22 protein-coding genes are annotated in these 26,179 nt (G+C 73.5%); 11 read left to right on the forward strand and 11 right to left on the reverse strand.

What is annotated here, in order from left to right; all coding sequences use genetic code 11:
• Nucleotides 1-18 precede the first annotated feature (18 nt).
• Together ACZ466_RS45260 and ACZ466_RS45265 are read left to right on the forward strand one after the other, a co-directional pair.
• Nucleotides 19-912, forward strand: coding sequence for an alpha/beta hydrolase (locus ACZ466_RS45260; protein WP_378283055.1), 894 nt, complete (start codon nt 19-21; stop codon nt 910-912).
• A complete protein-coding gene (locus ACZ466_RS45265) occupies nt 909-3,575 on the forward strand; it encodes a family 78 glycoside hydrolase catalytic domain (RefSeq protein WP_378283054.1) in 2,667 nt (888 codons plus the stop codon). The genes ACZ466_RS45260 and ACZ466_RS45265 overlap by 4 nt, the downstream gene beginning before the upstream one ends.
• A 26-nt stretch (nt 3,576-3,601) precedes the next feature.
• Here the strand turns inward: ACZ466_RS45265 and ACZ466_RS45270 are convergent, their stop codons facing one another.
• Nucleotides 3,602-5,260 (reverse strand): thiamine pyrophosphate-binding protein, encoded by a 1,659-nt coding sequence (locus ACZ466_RS45270; protein ID WP_378283053.1) that lies wholly within the window; start codon nt 5,258-5,260, stop codon nt 3,602-3,604.
• An 85-nt stretch (nt 5,261-5,345) separates the two neighbouring features.
• Nucleotides 5,346-5,942: a TetR/AcrR family transcriptional regulator gene (locus tag ACZ466_RS45275; RefSeq protein ID WP_378283052.1), complete on the reverse strand. Its 597-nt coding sequence runs from the start codon at nt 5,940-5,942 to the stop codon at nt 5,346-5,348.
• Between the two features lie 88 nt (nt 5,943-6,030).
• On the opposite strand from ACZ466_RS45275, the gene ACZ466_RS45280 reads away from it, so the two are divergent.
• Complete coding sequence (locus ACZ466_RS45280) at nt 6,031-6,783, forward strand: SDR family NAD(P)-dependent oxidoreductase (RefSeq protein WP_378283051.1); 753 nt, start codon at nt 6,031-6,033, stop codon at nt 6,781-6,783.
• A 21-nt stretch (nt 6,784-6,804) separates the two neighbouring features.
• Here the strand turns inward: ACZ466_RS45280 and ACZ466_RS45285 are convergent, their stop codons facing one another.
• The 3 genes from ACZ466_RS45285 to ACZ466_RS45295 all read right to left on the reverse strand — a co-directional run bounded on the left by ACZ466_RS45285 (nt 6,805) and on the right by ACZ466_RS45295 (nt 10,544).
• On the reverse strand, nt 6,805-8,694 hold the full coding sequence (locus ACZ466_RS45285; RefSeq protein WP_378283050.1) for a potassium transporter Kup: 1,890 nt from the start codon (nt 8,692-8,694) through the stop codon (nt 6,805-6,807).
• Nucleotides 8,695-8,760: 66 nt separating this feature from the next.
• Nucleotides 8,761-9,435, reverse strand: coding sequence for a response regulator (locus ACZ466_RS45290; protein WP_378283049.1), 675 nt, complete (start codon nt 9,433-9,435; stop codon nt 8,761-8,763).
• Nucleotides 9,432-10,544, reverse strand: a complete 1,113-nt coding sequence (locus ACZ466_RS45295) for a sensor histidine kinase (RefSeq protein WP_378283048.1) — start codon at nt 10,542-10,544, stop codon at nt 9,432-9,434. The genes ACZ466_RS45290 and ACZ466_RS45295 overlap by 4 nt, the downstream gene beginning before the upstream one ends.
• A 147-nt stretch (nt 10,545-10,691) precedes the next feature.
• Between ACZ466_RS45295 and ACZ466_RS45300 the strand changes: the two genes are divergently transcribed.
• From ACZ466_RS45300 to ACZ466_RS45325, 6 genes are all read left to right on the forward strand, one after another.
• The gene (locus tag ACZ466_RS45300; protein WP_378283047.1) at nt 10,692-11,612 is read left to right on the forward strand and encodes an ABC transporter ATP-binding protein; all 921 of its coding nucleotides are present in this window, start codon (nt 10,692-10,694) and stop codon (nt 11,610-11,612) included.
• Nucleotides 11,609-12,370 carry an ABC transporter permease gene (locus ACZ466_RS45305; protein ID WP_464041946.1) on the forward strand — a complete coding sequence of 254 codons (762 nt, stop codon included), beginning with the start codon at nt 11,609-11,611 and terminating at the stop codon, nt 12,368-12,370. The genes ACZ466_RS45300 and ACZ466_RS45305 overlap by 4 nt, the downstream gene beginning before the upstream one ends.
• A 101-nt stretch (nt 12,371-12,471) precedes the next feature.
• Nucleotides 12,472-14,172, forward strand: a complete 1,701-nt coding sequence (gene boxC / locus ACZ466_RS45310) for a 2,3-epoxybenzoyl-CoA dihydrolase (protein ID WP_378283045.1) — start codon at nt 12,472-12,474, stop codon at nt 14,170-14,172.
• Nucleotide 14,173: 1 nt separating this feature from the next.
• Nucleotides 14,174-15,592 (forward strand): benzoyl-CoA 2,3-epoxidase subunit BoxB, encoded by a 1,419-nt coding sequence (boxB, locus tag ACZ466_RS45315; RefSeq protein ID WP_378283044.1) that lies wholly within the window; start codon nt 14,174-14,176, stop codon nt 15,590-15,592.
• Between the two features lie 16 nt (nt 15,593-15,608).
• Nucleotides 15,609-17,189: a benzoate-CoA ligase family protein gene (locus tag ACZ466_RS45320; RefSeq protein ID WP_464041947.1), complete on the forward strand. Its 1,581-nt coding sequence runs from the start codon at nt 15,609-15,611 to the stop codon at nt 17,187-17,189.
• Nucleotides 17,186-18,376 carry an aldehyde dehydrogenase family protein gene (locus ACZ466_RS45325; protein WP_378283042.1) on the forward strand — a complete coding sequence of 397 codons (1,191 nt, stop codon included), beginning with the start codon at nt 17,186-17,188 and terminating at the stop codon, nt 18,374-18,376. Before ACZ466_RS45320 ends, ACZ466_RS45325 begins: the two co-directional genes overlap by 4 nt.
• Before the next feature lie 12 nt (nt 18,377-18,388).
• Here ACZ466_RS45325 and ACZ466_RS45330 read toward each other — a convergent pair whose 3' ends face one another.
• The 4 genes from ACZ466_RS45330 to ACZ466_RS45345 form a co-directional block, all read right to left on the reverse strand.
• Nucleotides 18,389-19,270: a PaaX family transcriptional regulator gene (locus ACZ466_RS45330; RefSeq protein ID WP_378283041.1), complete on the reverse strand. Its 882-nt coding sequence runs from the start codon at nt 19,268-19,270 to the stop codon at nt 18,389-18,391.
• Between the two features lie 191 nt (nt 19,271-19,461).
• Nucleotides 19,462-20,775, reverse strand: coding sequence for an NYN domain-containing protein (locus ACZ466_RS45335; protein ID WP_378283040.1), 1,314 nt, complete (start codon nt 20,773-20,775; stop codon nt 19,462-19,464).
• Between the two features lie 212 nt (nt 20,776-20,987).
• Nucleotides 20,988-21,194: a hypothetical protein gene (locus ACZ466_RS45340; protein ID WP_378283039.1), complete on the reverse strand. Its 207-nt coding sequence runs from the start codon at nt 21,192-21,194 to the stop codon at nt 20,988-20,990.
• 11 nt (nt 21,195-21,205) lie between these two features.
• Nucleotides 21,206-21,388 (reverse strand): hypothetical protein, encoded by a 183-nt coding sequence (locus ACZ466_RS45345; RefSeq protein WP_378283038.1) that lies wholly within the window; start codon nt 21,386-21,388, stop codon nt 21,206-21,208.
• Between the two features lie 87 nt (nt 21,389-21,475).
• On the opposite strand from ACZ466_RS45345, the gene ACZ466_RS45350 reads away from it, so the two are divergent.
• Nucleotides 21,476-21,925, forward strand: a complete 450-nt coding sequence (locus tag ACZ466_RS45350; RefSeq protein WP_378283037.1) for a MarR family winged helix-turn-helix transcriptional regulator — start codon at nt 21,476-21,478, stop codon at nt 21,923-21,925.
• Nucleotides 21,926-21,996: 71 nt separating this feature from the next.
• Nucleotides 21,997-22,731, forward strand: a complete 735-nt coding sequence (locus tag ACZ466_RS45355; RefSeq protein WP_378283036.1) for a class I SAM-dependent methyltransferase — start codon at nt 21,997-21,999, stop codon at nt 22,729-22,731.
• Between the two features lie 83 nt (nt 22,732-22,814).
• On the opposite strand, the gene ACZ466_RS45360 is transcribed toward ACZ466_RS45355, so the two are convergent.
• Together ACZ466_RS45360 and ACZ466_RS45365 are read right to left on the reverse strand one after the other, a co-directional pair.
• Nucleotides 22,815-24,329 (reverse strand): DUF11 domain-containing protein, encoded by a 1,515-nt coding sequence (locus ACZ466_RS45360; protein ID WP_378283035.1) that lies wholly within the window; start codon nt 24,327-24,329, stop codon nt 22,815-22,817.
• 125 nt (nt 24,330-24,454) lie between these two features.
• The gene (locus ACZ466_RS45365; protein WP_378283034.1) at nt 24,455-26,098 is read right to left on the reverse strand and encodes a prenyltransferase/squalene oxidase repeat-containing protein; all 1,644 of its coding nucleotides are present in this window, start codon (nt 26,096-26,098) and stop codon (nt 24,455-24,457) included.
• Between the last annotated feature and the right edge of the window lie 81 nt (nt 26,099-26,179).

The following is a 26,179-nucleotide window of genomic DNA, read 5'->3' on the forward strand; positions in this document are numbered from 1 at the left end:
CTCACGAGGGGATGTGGCATGGCCATGAGCGAGGCGGCGGAACGGGCCGTCGCACTGTTCCGCCAGGCGGGCGCGGACCCGGAGGGGTCCACGATCGAGGATCTGCGCGACCGCGACGAACGGCTCTGGGCGCGGTTCATACCGGACGACGCCATCGTGGAACCCGTCGACGCGGGCGGGGTCCCGTCGCTGTGGGTGAGCGTCCCGGGCGGCGACCCCGGGCGCGTCGTGGTGTGGTTCCACGGCGGCGGCTTCACCGTCGGGTCGGCGGCGAGCCGCACCGCACTCGGCGCCGACATCGCCAGGGCCGCGGGCTGCCGGGTGCTGCTGCCCGGCTACCGGCTTTCGCCCGAGCACGCGTTCCCCGCGCCGGTCGAAGACGCCCTCGCCGCCTACCGCTGGGTGAGCGACCTGGTGGGCGCGGGCAACGTGGTGCTCGGCGGCGACTCGGCGGGCGGCGGCCTGGCCGTGGTGACGATGCTCGCGGCGCGCGAGCAGGGGCTGCCGCTCCCGGCGGGCGCGGTACCCGTCTCGGCCGCGATGGACTGGACGTTCTCCGCCGAGTCCCACCGGACGAGCCTGCACCTGGAACCCGTCGTCACCGGCGGGATGTACCGGAAGGTCGCCGACGACTACCTGCGCGGCCACGACCCCCGGGACCCGCTGGTCTCCCCGCTGTTCGGCGACCTGCGCGGGCTGCCCCCGGCACTGCTCCTGGTCGGCGGCGACGAGACGCTGCTGGACGACTCGCGGAACTTCGCGGCGGCGGCCCGCGAGGCCGGGTGCGAGGTCGACCTGAAGGTGTACGAGGGGATGTTCCACTACTGGCACCTGTTCGCGTCGTTCCTGCCGGAGGGACGGGACGCCGTGGCGGCGATCGCGGCGTTCACGCAGGCCAGGACCGGCCGGTGACGGGCCCGGACGGCCTGCGGGTCGAGCATCTGGTGGACCCGCTGGGGCTGACGGAACGGGCTCCCCGGCTCAGCTGGCGGCTGCCCGGCGGCGCCCGGGAGCAGGTGGCCTACCGCGTCCGCGGCGAGACGGGCGGCCGGGCCTGGGACACCGGGCGGGTCGCGTCCGACCGCAGCCTGTTCGTCCCCTACGGCGGGCCGCCGCTCGCCTCCCGGCAGCGCGTGACCTGGGCGGTGAAGGTGTGGACGGACGCGGGCGAGAGCCCGTGGTCCCCGCAGGCGTCCTGGGAGACGGGCCTGCTGGACGCCGCCGACTGGGAGGCGTCGTGGATCCGCCCCGCCGAGCCCGGCGGCGTCCCTCCGGCCGGCTCGCGGCCCGCCTACCACCTGGCCGGGGAGACGGTCGTCGAGCGGCCGGTGGCGCGGGCGCGGGTGTACGCCACCGCGCACGGCGTCTACGAGCTGTTCGTCAACGGCGCCCGCGTCGGGGACGCCGACCTCGCCCCCGGCTTCACCGCCTACGCCACCCGGACGCAGGTGCAGGCCCACGACGTCACCGCGCTCGCCGGGCCGGGCCGGGTCGTCCTCACGGCGGTGCTCAGCGACGGCTGGTACCGCGGCCGGACGTCCTTCCACCGGCTGCCCGACGGGTTCGGCGACCGCACCGCCTTCCTCGCCCAGCTCCACCTCGACCACGACGACGGCACCACGACGGTGTTCGGGACGGGCCCGGACTGGCGCTCGGCGACCGGCCCCATCACCGCCGCCGACCTCTTCGACGGCCAGGAGACCGACCTGCGGGCCGAGCCCGCGGACTGGTCGCCGGTCGTCGCCGAGCACCGGCCGACGCTCCTGGTGTCCTCGCCCGCCCCGCCGGTCCGGCCGCTGGAGGAACTGCGGCCGGTGGCCGTCACCCGGCCCGCGCCCGGCCGGACGATCGTCGACTTCGGGCAGAACCTCAACGGCCGGGTGCGGCTGTCGGCGCTCGGGCCGCGCGGGACCTCGCTGCTGCTGACCCATGCCGAGGCCCTCACCCCCTCCGGCGACGTCGACACCTCCAGCGCCGAGACCGCGCTGCCCTGGTACGAGGCGCCGCGCGGCCCCCAGGGCGACCGCGTGATCTCGGCCGGGCGGCCCGGGGAGGCGTTCGAGCCGCGCCACACCCGGCACGGCTTCCGGTACCTGCGCGTCGACGGCCCCGAGATCGGGCCCGGCGACGTCACGGCCGTGGTGCTCGGCTCGGACCTGCCGCGCACCGGCTGGTTCCGGTGCAGCGACGACCGGGTGAACCAGCTGTACGAGATCGCGTTCTGGACCTTCCGCAACCAGCAGTGCGACGTCCCGCAGACCGAGATCACCCGGGAGTGCGCCGGATGGACGGACTGGGGCTTCAACCTCCCGGCCGCCCGGCTCCTGCACGACGTGTCGGGCCTGACGGTCAAGTGGCTGCGGGACCTGGCCTCCGACCAGTGGCCGGACGGGACCGTCCGCAACTACGCTCCCGATCCGCTGGGCCCGCGCAGCCTCACCGCCCGGTTCGCGATCCCGCACGGCCAGGCGGGCTGGGGCGACGCGGCCGTGGCCGTGCCGTGGGAACTGTGGCGCGGCTACGGCGACGAGCGGGTGCTGGCGGAGCAGTTCGCGTCCATGACGGCGTGGGTCGACCGCGTGGCCCGCGAGGCCCGCGACCGGCGGCACCCGTCGCGGGCGGCGGCCCGCCCCCAACCGGCGCCGCACGAGGAGTTCCTCTGGGACACCGGCTACCACTTCGGCGAGCACCTCGAGCCGGGGAAGGGCAACGCCGACACCGGCGACCCCGCCCTCACCGTGGGGCCCGACCTCGACGCGTTCATGAAGGAGGCCGTGGAGCGGGCGCAGGAGAAGGACCCCGCCGTGTTCGCGACCGCCTACTTCTACCGGTCGGCCGATCTGCTCGCCCGGATCGCGGGCGTCCTCGGCCGGGACGCGGACGCGGTGAAGTACCGCGCGCTCGCGGACCGGGTGCGCGCCGCCTGGCAGGCCGAGTTCACCGGCCCCGACGGCGTCCCGCTCGACGACGCCCAAGCCACCCACGTCCGCGCCCTGGCCTTCGGCCTGGTCTCCGAGGAGGCGCGCGAGCGCGCCGCGCGCCGTCTCGTGGAGCTGATCCGCGCAGCGGGAAACCATCCCGGCACCGGCCTCCCGGCGACGCCGCTGCTGCTGCCCGTCCTCGCCGCGACGGGTCATGCCGACGTCGCCTACGACCTGCTCCTCCAGGAGACCTCGCCGTCCTGGCTCACGGTGATCGAGCGCGGCGGCACCACGTTCTGGGAGGAATGGGACGGGATCGCCGCCGACGGCTCGACCCACCAGTCGCTGAGCCTGCCCACCCGCGCGACCCTGGTCGAGTTCCTGCACGCCCATGTCGCCGGGATCCGGCCGGTCGGCCCGGGCTACCGCCGCTTCCTGGTCGCCCCGCAGCCGGGCGGCGGCCTGACCTGGGCGGACGCCCGGTTCGACGCGCCCTACGGGCGGATCCGGTCGGCGTGGCGGATCGAGGACGGCGCCTTCTCGCTCACGGTGACCGTGCCGCCGGGGACCACGGCGGAGATCGTCCTGCCGGACGGCAGACGCGCCGAGGCCGCCGCCGGCACCCACGCCTTCGGCCCCGGGAGCCGCCCGTGAGCGAGGTCATCGACGTCGGCCGCTGATCACGACCGGTTCCCGGCGGCCTCGGTGTGCACGGTCGGCGCCACGACCGCCGGGTCGGTACGGGCGTCGACCACCGCGGGCCGTCCCGAGGCCAGCGCCGCCGCCAGCGCCCCCGCGACCTGGTCCGCCTTCTCCACCACCTGCCCGTGGCAGCCGAACGAGGCGGCCACCGCCGCCAGGTCGACCGGCTCGAAGCGCCAGTTCCTCTCCTCGGGAGTGCCCTCCCTCCAGAGGACGGCCTCCTGGTTCATGCCCGCGTTGTCGTTGACGACCACGACGATGTTCACCCCGTAGCGCCGGGCCGTCTCCAGCTCCGCCACGTGGTAGTAGAAGCCGGCGTCGCCGGTCAGGCAGACCACGGGACGCTCGGGCGCCGCGCACTTGGCGCCGATGGCCGCGGGCAGCGCCCAGCCCAGGGACCCGGCCGCGCGGATGAACGCGTGCCCCGGCCCGAGGTGGAGGTGGCGCGCCGACCAGGCCCCGGCGTGCCCGGTGTCGGCGACCACGATCGCGTCGCCGGGCAGCGCGTCCGACACCGCCCGCCACAGGCTTTCGGGCCGGAGCGAGGGATGGTCCCCGGCCTCGACGGCGCCGGCGCGCTCCCGCCACCGGGCGCGCAACCGCGACACCCGTGCCCGCCAGGGCTCCGGGGTCCGCGCCGACATCCGGCCGTCGAGCTGCTCCAGAACGGTCCTGGCGTCGCCCACCAGGGGGATCACGCCGCGCCGGCCCCGCCCGGCCTCCTCCGGATCGATGTCGATGTGGGCCACCGGGCACCCGGCGGCGGGCAGCGTGAAGTTCCTGGTCGTCATGCTGCCCAGCGAGCTGCCCACCACCAGTACCGCGTCCGCCTCGGCGAGCGCGGTGTTGGCCTCGTCGCGCGCGTAGCTGCCGACGACCCCCGCCCACAGCGGATGCTGCTCGGGAAGGACGCCCAGGCCGTTCAGCGACGCCACCGCGGGCAGCCCCCACCGGTCGGCGAACCCGGCGAGCACGGCCTCGGCCCCCGAACGCTTGACGCCCCCGCCGATCAGGACGAGCGGCCGCCGCGCCTCCGCCAGGAGCGCGGCGGCCTTCCGCACGGCCTCCGGCTCGGCCGGGGCGCGGACGGCGGGGGCGCGGGTGTACCGCGCGTCGAGGACGGCCTCGCCGTCGGCCGCCTCGCCGCCCACCGCATCGCCCACCGCACCGGCCAGCTCCAGGTGCACGGGCCGGGGGACGCCGCTGGTGGCCGCCCGGTACGCCTGGCGGACCAGGTCGGGAAGCCGCTCGCCCCGATCGATCACCGCGTTGAACTTGGTGAGCCGGTCGAACACGGGCATGTCGTCGTGCTCCTGGTACACGTTCCGGTGGCGGGTCTCCGCCCGCGGCCCGCCGGTGAACGCGATGACGGGGGTCCGCGCCAGGTAGGCGTCCCGGAGCCCGGCGGCGAGGTTCGTCCCGCCGATCGCCTGCGCGCCGCACAGGCCCGGCCGGCCGCTGACCCGCGCGTACCCGTCGGCCATGTAGGCCGCGGCCTTCTCACCGTGGGTCACCACCGGCGTCACGCCCAGCTCGATCAGCCGGCTCATGGCGTGGTGCGCGAACACCGGGACGTGGAAGAAGTGGGTGGCGCCGCTGTCGGCGATCATCGCGGCCAGGGCTTCTTGAGGCGTCATTGTTCCCACCCTGGAGATGCCCGCCGACCTGGGCAAGAAGGCACTTTTTCCTGCCCTGGGCACCCGCCGATAACCGTGGCGGGGTTCAGCCCCCGGCGGTGCGGAGGTAGGCGAGGCCGGCGTCGAGCGCGGCCTCGAGGTGGGCCGTGCTGCCGGTGGACATCTGGATCACCACGCCGCCCTGGATGCCCGCCAGCAGCGCCGCCGCGGTCCTGTCCGGGGGCAGGGTCCGGGAGACCTCGCCCGCGGACTGCATGTGGCGGACCCCGGCCGCGATCTCGTCCTGCCACTGCCGCATCAGCTCGGTCGTCACGGCCTGGGCCGCCGGTGTGACGCTGCCGAGCTGGGAGGTCAGGACGTGCAGCGGGCAGCGCCGGCCCTGACTGCGGTAGCGGTCCACGACCGCGTCCCGCCAGGCCGTCCAGGCGTCCCAGGAGGTCAGATCGCCCAGGTAGGGCTGCTGGTCGTCCAGCACCTTGCCGGCCTCGAACCGCGCCACGGCCAGCAGCAGCTCCTCCCGGCCGCCGGGGAAGTAGTGGAAGAGCTGGCTCTTGCTGGTCCGGGTCCGGGCCCGGATGTCGTCCAGCGTGGTGTCGACGACGCCGTTCTCGCGGATCTGCGCGGCCGCGCCCTCGACGATCCGCCGGCGGGTGGCCTCGCCCTTCGGGGTCAGGGTCCGCATGCGCACCTCCCAGGATTGGACTTGCCGGTCCAATTTTAGCGACGCATCCTGAACGCCGAACCACCCGACACCGGATGAGGAGTCCCACGTGACCTCGAACCTGAACGGCCGTACCGCCCTGGTGACCGGCTCGACCGACGGCATCGGCGCGGCGGTCGCCCGCACCCTGGCCGCCGCGGGCGCCCACGTCGTGATCAGCGGCCGCGACACCGCCCGCGGCGAGAAGGTGGCCGCCGGCATCGCCGAGCGGGGCGGGCGCGCCGACTTCGTCCGCGCCGACCTGTCCACCGGCGCGGGCGTCCGCGACCTGGCCGCCGCAGCCCACCGGCTGGCCGGAGGGCCCCTGGACATCCTGGTCAACAACGCCGCGATGCTCCTGAACCCGACGCCGACCGCCGACGTCGCCGAGGAGGTGATCGACGGGGCCCTGGCGGTCAACGTCAAGGCCGCGTTCCTGCTGACCGGCCTCACCGCCCCCGCCATGGCCGAACGGGGCGGCGGCGCGATCGTCAACCTCGGATCGATCTCCGGGCTGTTCGGCTCGGGCGGCTCCGCGCTCTACAGCACCACCAAGGCGGCGATCCACTCGCTCACCAAGTCCTGGGCCGACGAGTACGGGCCCTCCGGCGTCCGGGTCAACACGGTCGCCCCCGGCCCCACGTTCACCGACAAGGTCGCGGAAATGGCCGACCACCTCGCGCCGCTGATCGCCACCCTCCCGTCCCGGCGTCCCAGCACCCCCGAGGAGGTGGCCAAGGCGGTGCTGTTCCTCGTCGGCGACGACGCCGCCAACATCCACGGCGCCACCCTCTCGGTCGACGGCGGCCGCTCCGCCATCTGACCGGCGGAGGGCGGCCCGCGCTCAGAGGTCGACCTGGGTGCCCATCACGACCGTGCGCGACTCGGGCAGGGAGAAGTACTCGACGGGGCTGGGGGCGTTGTGCGCCAGCGCGAGGAACAGCTTCTTGCGCCACCGGGTCATGCCGGGCTCGCGGCTCAGCCGCAGCGTCATCCGCGACACGAAGTAGGAGGCCCGGTCGGGGTCGATGTCGAGTTCGGGATCCAGCCGCGTGGCCGCCAGGCGCAGCGCCGCCGGGAGATCCTGGTGCTCCTTGAAGCCGTACCGGGCGGTCAGGTGGACGATGCCGTCGTCCCGGTAACCGAGGTCGTCGGCGCTGATCCGCCCTTCGGCCGGGATGTAGGGCACGTTCTCCGACACCATCGAGACGATCACGACGTGCCGGTGCACGACGCGGTTGTGCTCGAAGTTGGCGCGCAGCGCGAGGGGGGCCGTGGCCTTGGTGGGATGCGGGAACACCGCCGTCCCCGGCACGCGGACGGCCTCGCTCCCGCGGAGTCCCTCGACGAACTCGGGCAGCGGGCCCTCCTGGGCCGTCCGGCGGGCCGTGACGACCTGGCGACCGCGCTGCCAGGTCGTCATCACCGTGAACACCGCGATCCCGATCAGCAGCGGCAGCCAGCCGCCGTGCGCGATCTTGGTCAGGTTCGCCGCGAAGTAGGTCAGCTCCGCGCCGCCGATCACGACCCCGAACACCGCCAGCCGCCAGGCCGGCCACCGCCACCGCACCCGCGCGATCACCAGGAACAGCGCCGTGGTGATCAGGAACGTGCTGGTGACGCTCACCCCGTAGGCCGTCGCCAGGCGCTCGGAGGAGGGGAAGCCCAGCATCACCGCCAGCACGCCCGCGAACAGGATCCAGTTGACCGCGGGCACGTACACCTGCCCGGCCGCCCGCGGCGAGGTGTGCCGGATGCGCAGGTGCGGCAGGAGGCCCAGCCGCACCGCCTGGCGCGACACCGAGAACGCCCCGGAGATCACGGCCTGGGAGGCGATCACCGTGGCCGCGGTGGCCAGCACCACCATGGGCAGCCGGGCCCACCCCGGGAAGAGGAGGAAGAACGGGCTGGCCCGGTTGGCGGGGTCGTCGAGGATCAGCGCGCCCTGGCCGAGGTAGTTCAGCGTGAGCGCGGGGAACACCAGGCCGAACCAGGCGCGGCGGATGGGGCCCTTGCCGAAGTGGCCCAGGTCCGCGTACAGCGCCTCGGCCCCCGTGATCGCCAGGACCACGGCGCCCATGGCCACGAAGGCGACATAGGGATGCTCCAGGACGAACCCGGCGGCGTAGGTGGGCGACAGGCCCGCCAGCACGCCGGGCCGCCGGACCACCCCGCCCAGCCCCGCCAGCGCCAGCGCCGCGAACCACACCACCATGATCGGCCCGAACAGGTTCCCGACCCGGTGCGTGCCCCAGCGCTGCGCCGCGAACAGCGCCGTCAGGATCACCGCCGCGACCGGCACCACCATGTGCGACAGGCCCGGGGCGCTCACCTCCAGGCCCTCGACCGCCGACAGCACCGAGATCGCCGGCGTGATCACGCTGTCGCCGTAGAACAGCGACGCGCCGAGCACGCCCAGCGCCATCAGGGCCGCCCGGCCGCGGACGTCGCCGAGCACCCTGCGCACCAGGGCGGCCAGGGCCATGACCCCGCCCTCGCCGTCGTTGTCGGCGCGCAGGACGAAGGTCACGTACTTCACCGAGACGATCATGGTGATCGTCCAGAACACCAGCGAGATGACACCGTAGACGTCGGCGCCGGTGGGCCGGACCGCGCCCTGGTCGATCGAGAACACCGTCTGCAGGGCGTACAGCGGGCTGGTGCCGATGTCGCCGTAGACGACGCCCAGCGCCACCAGCAGCATGGTGGCGCGGCCGCGCCTGCGTTCGGTCATGGCCGGTACCTAACCGAATGGACGCCGTGCAAGCCTGCCCACGCCGGCCCGCGCCGGGAGCTCCGGTCAGGGCCCGGGGCCGGGCGGCCGGTCGGTAAGCAGTCCGTGGTGCAGGGCCCTGAGGACGGCGAGGGTCCGGTCGCGGACGCCGAGCTTGGTGAGCAGGCTGGACACGTGGTTCTTCACGGTGCCCTCGGCCAGGTGCAGCGCGGCGGCGATCTCGCGGTTGGCGTACCCGCCGGCCAGGAGCCACAGCACCTCCTGCTCGCGCTCGGTCAGCGGCTGCGGCGCCGGGAGCCCGTCGATCCCGCCCGGGTCGGGGAGGCGCCGCGCGGCGCGCAGCAGCCGTTCGGTGAGGGCGGGCCGGATGAACGTGCCGCCCCGCGCCAGGGTGCGGATGGCGTCGATGACCTGGTCGAGCGTGACGTCCTTGAGCAGGTAGCCGTGCGCGCCCGCGCGCAGCGCCCGCAGCACCAGCTCGTCGTCGTCGAACGTGGTCAGCACGAGCGTGGGGACCATGATGCCGCGCTCGCGCATGGCGGTGAGCGTGGCGATGCCGTCCCGCCGGGGCATCCGGAGATCCAGCAGCAGGACGTCCGGCGGCGCGGCCTCGACCACGGCGAGGGCCTCGTCGCCGTCGGAGGCCTCGGCGGCCACGGTGACCTCGGGGGACAGCTCCAGCAGATGCCGGATCCCCTGGCGGACCAGCGTCTGGTCGTCGACGACGCACACCCGGATCACGGCGCCGGCACCCTGGCGCTGAGCGTGAAACCCGACCGGGTGTCGAAGGCCACCGTCCCGCCGAGCTGCCCGATGCGCTCGCGCACGCCGGTCAGCCCGTGGCCGAGGCGCAGGACCGAGGCGCCGCGCCCGTCGTCGCGGGCGGTGAGCACGATCTCCCCGGTGCCGGAACGGCCCACCTCGATCCACAGGTTCTCGGCGTCCCCGTGCCGGATGGTGTTGGTGACCGCCTCCTGGACGCAGCGGATCAGCGCGGCCGTGCACGCCTCGTCGGCGTCGACGGCGGCGTCGACGTCCAGGTGCACGCGAGGGCGCGGCAGGTCCGCGACGATCGCCGCGAGGGCGCGGCCCAGGTCGGGGGTGCCGGCGCGCAGCTCGCCGACCGCGGTGCGGACGTCGCCGAGCAGCTCCTTGGCCAGGCCGCGGGCGCGTTCCACGTGCGCGCGGGCCGGCGGTTCGCTGCGGTGCGCGGCCACCTCCAGTTCGAGGGCGAGCGCGGTGAGCTGGTGGCCGAGGAGGTCGTGCAGCTCGCGGGCGATCCGCAGCCGCTCTCCGGCGCGGCTGGACTCGGCCAGCAGCGCGGAGGTCGCCCGCAACTCGGCGTTGGCCACCGCGAGGCGGCGCCGCGCGGCCGTCTCCCGCTGCTCGCTGCGCACCGCCCACACCGTGCAGACCTGCAGCGTTCCGTAGATCAGCCCGGTCAGCGCCACCTCCGCGAACGTGCCGTCCAGGAGCACCGCCGCGGTCGCGGCCACCGCGCTGTTGGCCGCCACCACCGCGACGGTGACGCGCCGCGAGGCCAGGTGCGCCGCGAGCCCGGCGACGAACACCAGCAGGATCGACGTCCAGCCCGCCCGCGGCGCGGTCAGCACGGTCGCGGCCCCCGCCACCGCGACCGCGACCGGCAGCGGCGCCCCGCGCGGCACGTCGTCCCGGAACGTCAGCGTGAGCAGGCCGAGGAATCCGAGGTAGCAGCACCACCAGAGCCAGGGCGGCCCGATGGTGGGCCGGTCGCCGGCGAGCTGGGCGAGCAGGACGGGCGTGCCGATCAGCAGGCACACCGCCAGCAGGCTCGCGGCACCCCAGCGTTCCAGGTGGGAGTCGGCCATGACTGGAAGGGTACGGCCCGCGCCGGGCCGGGCGACCGTGCCGGAAGTCATGGGTGCGGGTCCTGACGTCCGGCACGCGCCCCCGCGCCCGGTCGCCGCCTAGCGTTGCGGACCGCCGATGGCGATCCGGACCGGGAAGGGGACGCGATGGCGGTGATCGAGGTGGACGGGCTGCGCAAACGGTACGGGGAGACCCTTGCCGTCGACGGGGTCTCGTTCGGTGTCGACCAGGGGGAGATCTTCGGCATCCTCGGGCCGAACGGCGCGGGCAAGACCACGATCGTGGAGTGCGTCGAAGGGGTGCGGCGCCCCGACGCCGGCCGGATCAGCGTCCTCGGGCTGGACCCGTGGCGCGACCGGGCGAAGCTCAGGAGGGTGCTCGGGGCGCAGATGCAGGGCGGGGCGCTGCCGGAGAAGCTGCGGGTCGGCGAGGCCCTCGCGCTGTACCGGTCGTTCTACGCCGACGGCGCCGACCCGGAGGGGCTCCTGGCCGATCTGGGGCTGACGGCCAAGCGCGACACCGCCTACGAGGACCTGTCGGGCGGGCAGGCGCAGCGGCTGTCGATCGCGCTCGCGCTCATCGGCAGGCCGCGGATCGCGGTGCTGGACGAGCTGACGACCGGCCTGGACCCGCAGGCGCGCCGCGACACCTGGGAACTGGTCGAGCAGATCCGCGACACCGGCGTGACGGTGCTGCTGGTCACCCATTTCATGGCCGAGGCCCAGCGGCTGTGCGACCGGGTCGCGATCGTCGACCGGGGGCGGCTGGTCGCGCTGGACACGCCGGGCGGCCTGATCGCGGGGCTGGACGCGCCGCGGCGGGTGCGGTTCCGGGCGGCCGCGCCGTTCGACCACGCGGTGCTGACCGGGCTCGACGAGGTCGCCGAGGTCGGTGCCGAACGCGGCGAGACCGTGGTCACCGGGACCGGCGACCTGCTGCACGCGGTGAGTTCGGCGCTGGTGCGCCACGGCGTCGTGGCGACCGAGACGCGGCTGGAGCACGCCACCCTCGACGACGCCTTCCTGGCCCTGACCGGCCGGCCCTTCGAACACCGGGAGAAGGAGTGAGCGAGTACCGGCTGCCCCCGCGCGCGTGGGCGCTGCTGACCTGGACCGAGGGCAAGCTGGTGGTCCGCGACACCGCCGGGCTGATCGTGCCGCTCGGGCTGCCCGTGCTGATCATGGTGATGAACGGGGCGGGCTCCGACGGCGAGGGCAGCGAGCACTTCCGCGGGCTGCCCGCCCTGGACGCCTACGTCGTGCCGATGACGCTGGTGATGGTGGTGGCGCTGATCGGCATCGTCAACATGCCGGCGGCCCTGGCCGCCTACCGCCGGACGGGCGTGCTGCGGCGGCTGTCGGTGACGCCCGCGCATCCGGCGCTGGTGCTGGTCGCCCAGGTGGTGGTCAGCCTCGCGCAGACGCTGGTCGGCGTGGCCCTCGCCCTGCTGGTGGCCCGGCTGGGGTTCCAGGTGTCGATGCCGCGCGGGGCGCTCTCCGCGATCGGCGTGTTCGCCCTGGTGACGGTGGCGATGTACGCGCTGGGCATGGTGGTGGCCGCGCTCGCGCCGACGCCGAACTCGGCCGTGGCCGTGGGGCTGGTGCTGTTCTTCGCCACGATGGCCGTCGGCGGCGGCTTCGGACCGCGCGAGAACCTGCCCGACTGGCTTTCCAGGATCGGCGAGTACCTGCCCTATGGGGCGGGTCTGGAGGCGTTGAGCGCGTGCTGGACGGGGGTGCCGCCGGGCGCGGCGCACCTGGGCGCCCTGGCGGCCACCGCCGTCCTGGCCGCGGCGGTGGCCGCCAGGACCTTCCGCTGGAACTGACCGCGCCCGCGCGGCCGCATCGCCTATTACTCCACAAAGCCTTGACGTTCCACTAGAAGTTTGTTGAGTATTGGTGGCATCGAGACACCGGAGGGACTTCGATGACCACCTTGGCGAGCGATCCGGCCGCGCGGCAGCGGAGCGCGCGTGTCGACTTCCGGACGGACCCGCCCCGCTACCGCCACTGGCGGCTGGCGGTCGACGGTTCCGTCGCCACGCTCACGATGGACGTCGACGAACAGGGCGGTCTGGTGCCGGGGTACGAGCTGAAGCTCAACTCCTACGACCTGGGCGTGGACATCGAGCTGTACGACGCCGTCCAGCGGCTGCGGTTCGAGCATCCGGGCGTGCGGGCGGTGGTGGTGACCAGCGGCAAGGAGAAGATCTTCTGCGCCGGAGCCAACATCCGGATGCTGGCCGGATCGCCGCACGCGTGGAAGGTGAACTTCTGCAAGTTCACCAACGAGACCCGCAACTGCATCGAGGACGCGACCGCCAACTCGGGCCAGACCTACCTGGCGGCGCTGAACGGCACCGCGTCCGGCGGCGGGTACGAGCTGGCGCTGGCGTGCGAGCACATCGTGCTGGTGGACGACCGCTCCTCCGCGGTGTCGCTGCCCGAACTGCCGCTGCTGGGCGTGCTCCCCGGGACGGGCGGGCTGACCCGGGTGGTGGACAAGCGCGGTGTGCGCCGCGACCTGGCGGACTACTTCGCCACCAAGGCCGAGGGGATCGGCGGGAAGAAGGCCGTGGCCTGGCGCCTGGTCGACGAGGTCGTCCCCCGGAGCGCCTGGGAGACGACCGTGGGGGAGCGCGCCGCCGCGCTCGCCGAGCGCTCCGACCGTCCCGCGGGCGCGCGGGGCGTCGCGCTGACGCCGCTGGCCAAGACCCGGACCGACGACCGCATCGGCTACCGCCACGTCAGCGCGGCCCTGGACCACGCCCGGGGCGCGGTGGAGATCACCGTGCGCGGCCCCGAAGGCGACGCCCCCGCCGACGCCGCCGGCATCCATGCCCAGGGGGCGGACTTCTGGACGCTGGCGGTCGCCCGCGAGCTCGACGATCTCATCCTCGATCTGCGCACCAACGAGCTCGAACTCGGCAGCTGGGTGTTCCGCACGGCCGGGGACGCCGAGCGGGTGCTGGCCCATGACGCGCTGCTGTGCGAGAGCCGGGACGACTGGCTGGCGCGGGAGATCGTCCTCTACCTCAAGCGGACGCTCAAGCGGCTGGACGTCACCAGCCGCAGCCTGATCGCGCTGGTCGAGCCGGGCGGCTGCTTCGCCGGGTCGCTGCTGGAGATCGCGCTGGCCGCCGACCGCACCTTCCACCTGGCCGGGGTGTTCGAGGACGTCGATCCCGGCGCCGATCCCGCCAGGCTCGTCCTCGGGCCGATGAACCTGGGCCCGCTGCCCATGGGCAACGGCCTCACCCGCCTGGCCACCCGCTTCCTGGGCGACGCCGGGGCGCTGGCCGCCGCCGAGGCGGCGCGGGGCCGTCCGCTGGAGGCCGAGGAGGCCGAGCGGCTCGGGCTGGTGACCTTCGCGCCCGATGACATCGACTGGGAGGAAGAGGTCCGGATCGCGATCGAGGAGCGGGCCGGTTTCAGCCCCGACGCCCTCACAGGGCTGGAGGCCAACGTGCGGTTCGCGGGCCCCGAGACGCTGGAGACCAAGATCTTCGGCCGGCTCACCGCCTGGCAGAACTGGATCTTCAACCGTCCCAACGCCTCCGGGCCCGACGGCGCGCTGCGCCGCTACGGGACCGGGCGGCGCGCCGACTTCGACCGGAAGCGAGTCTGAGATGAGCATCGCCGCCGACTACTCGGAGAAGATTCCCAACAACGTCGACCTGCGCGAGGACCGCCGCCTCCAGCGGGCCCTGGAGTCGTGGCAGCCCAACTTCCTGTCCTGGTGGGAGTCGATGGGCCCGGCGCTGCCCACCCAGGACGTCTACCTGCGCACCGCCGTCAACGTCGGCCGCGAGGGCTGGGCGCACTTCGGTCACGTCGCCATGACGGACTACCGGTGGGGCATCTTCCTGGCCGAGCGGAACCAGGAACGGCGCATCGCGTTCGGGCAGCACAAGGGCGAGCCGGCCTGGCAGCAGGTGCCCGGCGAGTACCGCGCCGATCTGCGGCGCCTGATCGTGATCCAGGGCGACACCGAGCCCGCGAGCGTGGAGCAGCAGCGCAATCTGGGCGCGACCGCGCCGAGCCTGTACGACCTGCGCAACCTGTTCCAGGTGAACGTGGAGGAGGGCCGTCACCTGTGGGCGATGGTCTACCTCCTGCACGGCTACTTCGGGCGCGAGGGGCGCGAGGAGGCCGAGGAGCTGCTGCACCGCAACTCCGGCAGTGAGGAGTCGCCGCGGATCCTGGGCGCCTTCAACGAGGAGACGCCCGACTGGCTGTCGTTCTTCATGTTCACCTACTTCACCGACCGGGACGGCAAGTACCAGCTCGGCACGCTCAAGGAGTCCGGGTTCGACCCGCTGAGCCGCACCTGCGAGTTCATGCTCAAGGAAGAGGCCCACCACATGATGGTGGGCACCACCGGCATCGACCGGGTGGTGGAGCGCACCGTCCAGCTCATGCGCGAGCACGACACCGACGACGTCGCCGCGCACGGCGGCATCCCGCTCGACACCGTCCAGAAGTACCTCAACTTCCACTACTCGGTCTCCCTCGACCTGTTCGGCGGCGAGACCTCCACCAACGTGGCGAACTACTACACGGCCGGGCTGAAGGGCCGCTGGATGGAGGAGCGCCGCAAGGACGACCACCGGCTCATCGACGACGCGATCCTGGTGGACGCCCTGGTCGACGGGCGGATCGCCCGGACCGAGGTGGCCGCCCTGGTCGGTCTCAACTCCGACCTGCGCCGCGAGTACATCGCCGACTGCCAGAGCGGCGTCAACCGGTGGAACCGGATCCTGGAGGCGGGGGGCGTCGCGCGGCGGCTGCGGCTCCCGCACGTCGCCTTCAACCGCCAGGTCGGCGCGTTCGCCGGAATCCAGGCCTCGCCCGACGGGGAGATCCTGCCCGAGGGGGAGTGGGAGCGGCGCAAGGGCGGGTGGCTGCCCACCGAGGTCGACAAGACCCACGTCCGCTCCCTGATGCGGCCGGTGTACGAACGCGGCAAGATCGCCGCCTGGATCGCCCCGCCCCGCCAGGGCATCAACGGGCAGCCGTTCGACTACGACTACGTCCACCTCGCCTGAGCCGGGACGGCAGCACATGAGCGAACCGTTCAACGCGTGCCGTTACCTGCTCGACCGCCACGTCGACCGCGGCGACGGCGGCCGCCCCGCGCTCACCGGCCCGGGCGGCGACCTCACCTACGCGGAGCTGCACGACCGCGTCCGGCGCACGGCGGCCGGGCTGTGCGGCATCGGGCTGGCGCCCGAGCAGCGGCTGCTGATGTTCATGGCCGACTCCGCGGACTTCGTCACCGTCTTCCTGGCGGCGATGCGGATCGGCGCCGTACCGGTCCCGGTGTCCACGATGACGCGCGCGGACGGCCTGGCCGAGCTGCTGCGCGACTCGCGGGCCACGCTGCTGGCGGTGACCGCGGACTTCGCCGCCACCGCGGCCGAGGCGGCCGCCACCGCCCCCGAGCTGGCCGGGGTCCTGGCCGGTGACGGCGTCTCGATCACGACCGGCCCGCCGGTGCACGCGCTCGCGGACCTCGCCGAGGCCGGCCTTGCCACGGGGGACCCGGCGGGGGAGCCGTACGCCACCACGGCCGACTCGCCCGCGTTCTGGCTCTACACCTCGGGCACCACCGGCACGCCGAAGGCCGCGATGCACCGGCACGGCTCCATCAGGGTGGTGTGCGAGACCTACGGCGAGCAGGTCCTCGGCATCCGTCCCGAGGACCGGTGCCTGTCGGCGGCCAAGGCGTTCTTCGCCTACGGCCTGGGCAACACGGTGCTGTTCCCGCTGGCGGCGGGTGCTTCGACCATCCTGGAGCCCGAGCCGTCCCGGCCGCGGGAACTGGCCGAACGCGCACGGGCCCACGGCGCGACCCTGTTCTTCGCCGGGCCCACGTTCTTCGCGACCATGCTCCGCGCGGACCTGCCCCGCGACGCGCTGGCCGGGACACGGCTGGCCGCCTCGGCCGGCGAACCGCTCCCGGCCGAGCTGTACCGGCGGTGGACCGGGCACTTCGGCATCGATGTCCTCGACGGCATCGGGATGACCGAGATGCTGCACATCTTCCTGTCCAACCGGGAAGGGCGCGTCCGTCCCGGCACCACGGGGCTGCCGGTGCCCGGCTACGAGCTGCGCATCCTGGACGAGGAGGGCCGCGAGGTCGCCGCCGGCACCCCCGGCACCCTGTTCGTGCGGGGCGAGTCCACCGCGACCGGCTACTGGTCGCGCTACGCCGCCTCCCGCCAGGTGTTCCAGGGCGAATGGCTGCGCACCGGCGACACCTACGTCCGGGACGCCGACGGGTACTACACCTGCCTCGGCCGCACCGGCGACATGCTCAAGGCCGGCGGCATCTGGGTCTCGCCCGCCGAGGTGGAGGCCCGGCTGCTGGCGCACGCGGCCGTCGACCAGGCCGCGGTGGTGGCCGCCACCGACGCCGACGGGCTGGAGAAACCGGTCGCCTACGTGGTGGCGGCGCCCGGCGCCCGGGTCACCGAGGAGGAGCTGATCGCGTTCTGCCGGGCCGGGCTGCCCTCGTTCAAGCGGCCGCGGCGGGTGGTGTTCACCGAGCGGCTCCCCACCACCGCGACCGGCAAGATCCGGCGGGTCGAGCTGCGCGCCCTCGCCGCCGCCACGGCCTTCCTCGAGCGGAGAAACCGATGACGCCTGTACTGCGGAGCTTCACCCACGACACCTGGCAGGACGGCGGCGGCCCCGCCCGGCCCCTCCTGGACGCCGCCACCGGCGAGACCGTGGCCCTCCTCCCGGAGACCGGCCCCGACCCCGCCACGATGCTCGGCCACGCCCGCCGGGTCGGCGGGCCGGCGCTGGGCGCGCTCACCTTCACCGAGCGGGCGGCGATCCTCAAGGCGCTGGCCAAGCACCTGTCCGGCCACCTGGAGGAGTTCGCCCAGCTCAGCACCCGCACGGGCGCGACCCGCCGGGACACCGCCGTGGACGTGGACGGCGGCATCGGCACCCTCGCCGTCCACGCGAGCAAGGCGGCGCGCGAACTGCCCGACGCCGCCGTCCTGCCGGACGGCGCGACCGAACCCCTCGGGCGCGGCGGGACGTTCGCCGGACGCCACGTGCTGGTCCCCAGGCAGGGCGTCGCGGTGCAGATCAACGCCTACAACTTCCCCGTCTGGGGCATGCTGGAGAAGTTCGCCCCGGCCTTCCTGGACGCGCTCACCGCCCAGGACACCCTCGCGTTCGTCCCGTCCGCCCTGGCCGACGCCGTGTGCGGCGCGGTCTCCGAGCGGCTGGAGCGGATCGTCGTCGACCCGTGCCGGGACGGCACCGACATGGGCCCGCTGGCCGGCCTGGACCGGCGCGACGAGGTGCGCGCGGCCGTCGCCCGGCTGTCGGCTGAGGCCAAGCTGGTGTGCGGCGACCCCGGCCGGGTCGAGGTCGCGGGCGCCGACCCCGAACGCGGCGCCTCCATCGCACCGATCCTGCTCCGCTGCGACGACCCGTCGACCGCCGCGCCGCACGAGGTGGAGGCGTTCGGGCCGGTCAGCACGCTGCTGCCGTACGACGACCTGGACGAGGTGATCGGCGCCGCGGCCCTGGGCGGCGGCAGCCTGGCGGGCTCGATCGTCACGGCCGACCCGGAGGCGGCGCGGACCCTGGTGCGGGGCCTGGCCCCCTGGCACGGGCGCCTGCTGGTCCTGAACCGGGACGACGCGGCCGAGTCGACCGGGCACGGGGTCGCGATGCCGCAGATGCTGCACGGCGGACCGGGCCGCGCCGGCGGCGGCGAGGAACTGGGCGGCCTGCGCGCACTCGACCACTACCTGCGGCGCACCGCCGTGCAGGGGCACCCCGACTTCCTGGACGGACTGGCCTGAGAACGGCCCCGCTCAGCCTTCGGTGACCAGCTCCGCCCAGCGCGTCCGGGCGGCGTCCTGCCATTGCCGGTGCAGGTCGTTGAAGACGTTGGCGGCGCGGACCCCGATCCAGTGCGGGGGGAGCAGTTCCAGCGGCAGTTGCGGGTCGAGCCGGGGGAAGCGCCGCCACTCGTGCACCAGGCGGATCTGGGCGAGCAGCACCGGGTCGCCCGGGCCCGGGCGGAGCCCGGCGAACTCCCGCACGAAGTCCTCGTAGGCCGCGGCCAGATCGTCCAGGTGCCAGGCCTGCTCCACCATGGCGCGCTCGGATCCGATACCGATGAACGGGCCGCAGAACGACAGCACCGCCGACTCCAGGCCGAGGCCTTCCACCACCTGCTTGGCCTCGGCCTCGCGGGAGGCGTGCGGGCTGATCCACACTCCTGGCACCGGGCTGCCCAGCCCCGCCCACGTGAGCCCGTTGCGGAGCTGGTGGCGCAGCTCGCGCCTGGACTCGGGGACACTGGCCATCAGCACCAGCCAGCGCCCGTCCCACGACTCGCGCTCCCGCCCGAAGGAGTAGATCCGCTCCGCGCCCTCGCTCAGCATCGCCCGCCCCGGGCCGGTCAGGGCCCACCGCACCCGGCGCCCGGCACGCTCGGAGACGATCCAGCCCTTGGCGGCCATCCGGGTCAGCGCCTGCCGGGCCGACTTCTCCTCGACCTCGAGACCGGAGAGCACGTGCAGCAGCGTCGAGGTCCACACCGGCTCGCCGTGCGGCAGCACGTACTCGCCGAACACGCTCAGGAGCAGGGACTGGGCGCTGCTCGAGCCGGCCTGCTGCCGCCGCGTCATCGACGGCGCCGCCGGGCTCCGCTCCTCACCGGGCATGGACGGGGAGAGCTCCTTCCGCACGACAGCACTCCATGCTACAAGATCGCCACGATACGGTGGCCCTCCGTAGCAGGTGGTGTCCGCCACGGCCGGCCCGATGTCCGCGGCGGCCCGAGATCACTCGGAGGCGGGTGCCGCCGGAATTCTCCGGTCACTTTCCCGCATCCGATGATCGGACGAAAAGAGAGAATGTCTTTATCGGTTCGCCGAGGTCATGGGGCGGGCGCGTCCTCCGAGGGCGCCGTCTCGGGTAGCTCCGCCCCGAGCCACGCCTTGACCTCGGCCGTTTCCTGATCCGTCAGCGCTATCTCGTCACCGTCGGCCAAATGGAGGAGGTTGTTCACGAACGCCGCGGCGATCTCCTCCGCGGTCGGCGGCGGCTGGCGGTACAGAGGGCATCCGCCGAAACTGGTGCCCCGGACGACGAACACGGCGACTCCACGGCTCACGTTGAATCCCTGCTCGTGCAGGCGGTCCCGCGCCCAGCTCGTGCACTCGGTCAGATTGAATCTGTGCGAATTGGCGTAGTCGGACAGCGTCCGGTAGATCGGCGGCCACCACTCCTGCGCCAGCCGGGGCAGATTGAGCCTTTCGGCCAGCCGGTCGATGGGCTCGGGAACGGCGAGGTGCTGCGCCGTCGTTCCCGCGGATTCCGGGGCAGTGTGCCGGCGCTGGTTCCACAGTTCGTGCTGCGACAGCTGCAGATCGGGAAGATCGAGGCTCTTCAGCGCCCGGACGAAACTGCCGTGGCCGAACCAGTTGGAGGCGCTGATGACTTCGCCCAGCTGGGCCCGCAGCTGGCCCGCCAGGGTGGCCATGTTCAAGGGGGCGGACGCGCCGTCGTATTCCGCGACCACCAGCGCGCGGAACGATTCGTACGCCTCGCCGTGGTCGGCCGGCGACAGGCCGGCCCGGCCGCCGCCGTCCCCGACATCGCCGTAGTCGACGTCGCCCGCGTCGTCGTCGAAGTCGACCGATTCCCCCTGGACCAGCGCCAGCAGCTGCTGGGTGTTGAGCGTCCGGTCGGCGATCGAGGCGAAGGCCTCGGCCGTGACCACCGAGGACACGATCATGGTGCGCCGGTCGGCGCTGCGCAGCCGCTGCAGCAGCGGCGTCATATCGGAATCGCCGGAGGCGATGACGAACTCGTCGTAACCGGTGCCGGCCGAAAGGGCGTCGAGCGCGTCCATGACGATCCTGATGTCGGCGCCGTTCTTCGTCGAACTGTAACGCGGGCAGTCGACCACCTCGAAGCCCGCGCGGACGAACGCCGTTCTGAACTGGGAGAAATAAAGCCGGGTCGACTCGCCCGCGGAATCGCGGTGGTTCATCGCTCCGGCCGGATTCAGATAACAGCGAAGGATCAGCCAGCGTCGCGCGTCGCCGTCGGTGAGGGGCGTCGCCAGCCGGCGGAGCCACGTCCCCGGACTGCTGGCGAACTGAATGGCCACCTCCGGATCCAGCTTGAAAAGCCCGCTGAAGACATTATCGAAGTCCAGATAGAGTGCGGACCGAATGTGCCCCATGGAGAGAAGATACCCCATGGGCCATCGCGGAAATCAACTGCGCGCGTCCGTATCCGGCCCGGCCCGCGAAAAGCGCGCGGCGATCGTAGATCACCCCGATCCGCGCGTTCGGGCGGAGGGCTGATCGATTCCGGCTGTTCCGCGCGCGAGTTCTCGCAGGTTGAGCGACCTGCCCTCGCGTCCCGCCCTCGGGAGAAGGCCGTTCGTCCCGCTCAGAACGTGATGACGGCGAACAGGATTCCGCCGATGACGTGGGCCAGGACGGTCACCGCCGCGACGGCGATGAGCACGTTCCTGGCCGTGGGGTGATCGAACTGGGAGCCCGGCCGGGTGCGCTGGGCCGAGCGGTGCAGCGCCTCCTGCTCCCTCTGCTCCAGGGACGGCAGGAAGGACGGTCGTCTGATGACGGGCATGGGCATGCCGGATCTCCTCAGTGCGCCAGGACGGCCAGCAGGACGCCGCCGACGACGTGTGCGGCGACGGTCACCGCCACGAGCGTGATGAACAGGTACTTGGCGGTGGGGTGGCCGAACTGGCCGCCCCGGTCCCGTCCCGGTGGGAGCTCGGCCTGCCGCCGGGCGATGCGCTCCTCCAACGGGGGTCTGCGGAACATGGCGCCTCCGTTGCCTCACCAATGGTTGGCCCACAAATCATTGCCGTACTATCTTTATAGCGCAGGGGCAATCCGGATGGAGGATCGGTGGCCGGTGATCTGAGCGACGTTCCCAACCCGCTCGCGCTGGAGAACCAGGTGTGCTTCGCCCTGGTGGTGGCCTCGCGCACCGTGCTCGCGCACTACCGGCCGATCCTGGAGCCCATGGGCCTGACGCATCCGCAGTACCTGGTGATGCTGGCGCTCTGGGAGCACCGGCAGCTGTCGGTCAAGGAGCTCAGTGACCTGCTCCAGCTCGATCCGGGCACGCTGTCCCCGCTGCTCAAACGCCTGGAGGCCGCGGATCTCATCCGGCGCGAGCGCGACAGGCGCGACGAGCGGCTGCTGGCCGTCACCGTCACGCCCGCCGGCCGGGCCCTGCGCGAGCAGGCCGAGAAGATCCCCGCCACCATCATGGAACGCCTCGGCATGAGCCTGGACGAGCTCCAGGACCTGCACCGCACGCTCACCCGCGTCATCGCCGCCGCGACCCCCTAGAGCGGAAGCGACAGGGAAAACCGCCCTTCGATGACCGAGGGGACGGGACTTGACCTCATATACTACTCCACGTGATCGATTCATCACCCTTCGGGTTCGGCGACCCCCTCGCCACGCGCTACACGGAAATCGAACGCGTGGTGTCCCCCTACCGCGAACAAGTGGAGTACCCCTCACTGATGCGAGCCCTCGGTCAGGTGCGGGGAGCATCGGCACTCGACCTCGGGTGCGGCTTCGGACCCTTCACCCGGTTGCTGCGCCGGCAGGGTGCGGCCCAGGTGCTGGGGGTGGACGCCTCCAGCGAAGCGGTTCAGGCCGCCCGGCGGCTCGAGCGGCAACACCCGATCGGCGTGCGCTACCAGGTCCACGACATCGCGGCCCTGCCGCTGCTGGGCACGTTCGACGTCATCACCGCCGCCAACGTCCTGCACTACGCCGACCGGCGCGAGACCTTGAGGCGCATGTGCGAGTGCGCCTTCACCAACCTCGCCCCGGGAGGCCGCCTCCTCGCCCTGGTGGCCAATCCGTACCTGCGGCCGGGGGAACCGCAGTTCAACGGGTTCGTTCTGCACCGCCCCGCACAGCCGCCGGACGGGTACGCCTTCGACGTCACGCTCCCCGTCACCCCGCCGGTGAAGCTGACCGTCCACCACTGGAGCTGCGAGGCCTACGAGGAGGTGCTGGGCGAGTGCGGGTTCACCGATCTGACCTGGGAACCGATGGTGGGCCTCCCCGAGGACGGCCCTCACAGGCCGGTCAGCCTCCTGATCGGCGCGCACCGTCCCCTCGGCCGGCCCGACCGGTGACGAACGGCGGCGACTGAGCCCGCTTCGCGGACCACCTCGGCCCTGAGCGCCGTTCAGGGCCGAGGTGACCGTGTCCCTCCACCTCAGGGCTGCTCGGTCAGCTCGGTGAGCTGCCGGCTGAGCTCGCTGACCTGCCAGGTCAGCTCCCTGATGAGCCGCTTGTGGTGCTTGCGCTTCTTGCGCTTCTTCCCGGACGGCAGGAAGGACAGGGAGATGTCCGGCGGGCCCGCCAGGTGGGCGCCCGGCTGCGCCCACCGATCCTCCCGGCCTTCGCGGGAGCAGCCGGGCCAGGGGGCGTCCGCGCTCGTCAGGGCCGCGACGCAGGTGGCCTGGCCGGGGTGGTCCTGACCGGCCGGCACGAGCACCAGACGGAACGCGCCGCCCGACTTCAGCTGATCGGCGACGCAGACGCCTTCCGGATCTGTGGTGCACACGGCGGGGGCCGGCGTCTCGGCACCGCCCTCCTCGGGGAGGGCGTCGGGGAGGTCGGCGGCCTCGTCGGGAGTCTCCACAAGGGGCTCGACGGCCGCCGTCTCGACGGCGGCGGTGTCGGAGATGGAGGTCAGCTGCTCGACGGCCTCTCCGGCGGTGTTGTCGTAGGTGGCGGTGGCCTGGTGGGCGGGCGTGCCGCCGGCGCCGTCGCGTTCGACGCGGATCTGGAACTCCACGGTGACACCGTCGGGCAGGTCGACCGTGGAGGGCAGGGCGCCGCCAAGGTCGGCGGTGGCGTCCAGCCCGACCGGCAGGGTGAGCAGGTGGCTCTCCGGGTCGTAGCGGCCGGCGGCTCCGTCGCCGGGTCCGCCGGTGACCTTCAGCGAGCCGGGCACAAAGCTCGTGCCCGGCGGGACGGCCTCGCGCAGGATCAGGTTCTCGGCCGGGACGCCGCCGTGGTTCTTCAGGTTGACGGTGCAGGTGATGGTGTCCCCGACACCGGCGCCGGTCAGCGGTTCGGCGGTCGCGGTCACCACCACGCACGGCGCCGTCCCGAACACGACGTCGTCCAGGAAGTTGCCGACGGTGGGATCGCCGGTGGCCGTGGCACCGGCCTCGAAGGCGAACCGGGTCACCGTCTGGCCCCTGGGCACCGTGTAGGCGCCGGTGTGCCGGCCCCACGCGGCGGTGCCGTCGGTGAAGGTCCAGGTCTTGTTGGGCCTGGATCCCGGCCGCCCGATCTTCAGCGACATCGTGTCGTCGCCGCTGCGGCCGCGGTGGCGCAGGCTCCAGTACAGCGTGGTGCCGGGCGTGGTCTCCAGGTCCTGGTACAGCGTGGAGGACTCGTTGGCGTTGAGCTCGGCGAACTGCTCGCCGTGCGCGGCCTCCGTGCCGCTGCGCCGGTGCCAGATCTCGATGAGGCGGTCGGACGCGGTGGTCTGCCAGCCGGGCACCGACCTGGCGCCGGGCTGGGAGGCGTCCGGCACCCGGTTCTCGATGCCGCTGGTGACCCTGGGCTCTTCGAAGCTGCCGTTGACGAGGGCGACCTGCGTGGGGACGTCCTGCGGCGCGGGGGACTGCGGTGCCGGGCCGCCGATCGGCTCGCCGGCGGGGAGGGAGGGCAGGAGGGCGGCGACCACGGCAGGGTCGGCGTCATGGGGGGTCATGTGATCCTTTCAGCCGTGTGGGGGAGACCACCCATCCCTATCATGACCCAGAGTAATGGAGATATGGCTAAGGGTGATTGACAGATCTCCCGGTCGAGGGTCCTTGCCGCCGGACGGCGCGGGCCTCACGCGAGTGATGCCGTCCTCGTCGCATCGTGGGCCCGATCACCGGGCTGCGGACGGGTGCGGAGCCGGTGCCTCGCCGCCACGATCACCGCGTCGATGATGGCGGTGGGGGCGCACAGCTCCTTGCCGCGCCACAGCGGCGGGTGGTCGCCGCCCGCGGAGGTGAGGCGCTGCAGGGCGGTCGCGCCCCGCACGAGCGGCGCCGGGGACACGTGGTGAGGCGCCGCCATGATGGTCTGCAGGGCACAGGCGGTCTCTTCGGCCGTTCCGTTCCAGATGCCCCAGGAGCCGTCGGGGCGCTGGGTGCTGTGGACCCATTGGACCGCGCGGGCCACGGCGGCGTTCCCGCTGGCGTCGCCGTAGCGTCCCAGGGCGACGGCGGCGCAGTGGGTGGCGTAGTAGGGCGAGGCGTGCCAGGGGTCGTCCCAGTGCCCGTCACGGTTCTGGCGGCTGTACAGCCACCGGGCGACCTTGGCGATGGTCGGCGCGTACCGCGGGCGCTGCTGCGGGTGGAGCGCGATGTGCGACCCGACCGCCTCCAGGACGTGGGCGTTCGTGACGGTCGACGGCAGGGGCTCGCCAGGCCAGCGCTGGAAATGGGTCGCGGTCTCGAACCCCTCCAGAAGTTCGAGGGGGGTGCGCGCATGGAGCGCGTTGAGCGCGTACAGCATGGTGCTGGTGGTCTCGCAGTCGCCGGGCAGCCCGAGAGCCAGACCGGTGGCGCCGCGGGCGATCGACCGCCGCAGCGCGTCGCGCACGGTCGGAGGTACGGCCCCGGCCAGGCCACCGCGGGCCAGCGCCGCCACCACCTGGGCCTGGTCGAACTCGGCGGCCGTCCACAGGCTGGAGACGGGGCCGCCGTGCCGGCGGGCGACGTGGTCGAGACGGTGCGCGCAGCGCGGGGCGCGGGCGTCACCGCCCCGGCGGGCGATCCACGCGGCGGTGGCCGCCGGTGAGCCGGCGACCAGCCCGTCGCCCGGGGACGGGAGGTGCACGCCGTCGCCCATCTCACCGGACGCCTCCAGGAGGTGGCCGGCCATGGCCTGCGTTCCGGGGATCCGGGGAGGCGCCGCCTGCCTCGGGGCGGGCGTCGTGGAAGCAGGGTCCGGGTGCGGTGCGGGCAGCGGAGGCTGGCGCCTGAGGCGCCGGTGCGCGGCCTGGGGGCGGTCGCAACGGCACAGGCGCCGGTTGATCTCGCCGATCAGGTACGGCACGAGGGTGTCGGCCCCCAGGGTGTCGGGCAGGCGCGCGGACGCGGAGCCGCCGAGCAGGTGGTGGAGCGCCTGAAGCCCTCGCTCGGCGGCCGTCGCCAGGAGGTCGGCGGCATCGGTCCGCCTCTCGGCGCGGATGGACGGCCGGTCCTGGGCGCAGGCCAGACGCAGGAGCGCCTCGGTGGCGCTGAGCGTGGGGACCAGCGCGTAGAGCCCGGGACCGCCCCAGGTGCCGTCCCGCTGCTGCCGGGCCATCAGGTAGTCGATCCGCGCGTGATGGCCCCACAGCCACGGTGCCAGGCGCACCAGGCGGGCCGTCTCGTAGATCGACAGGGACAGGTGCCCGCCCGGGCCGGAGGTGATCCGGGCGAGCAGCCGGTCGGCGCCGATGGCCCCGGCCGGCGGGTTCCAGGCCGACACGGCGGCGCTCACCACACTCCTCGACCACGTCGCACCGTCTCGGTGCACGGCCCGGGACGCACGGGCCGTGACGCGCGTTCGCGCCGACCCTAG

This window comes from Actinomadura rugatobispora, from assembly GCF_055379765.1.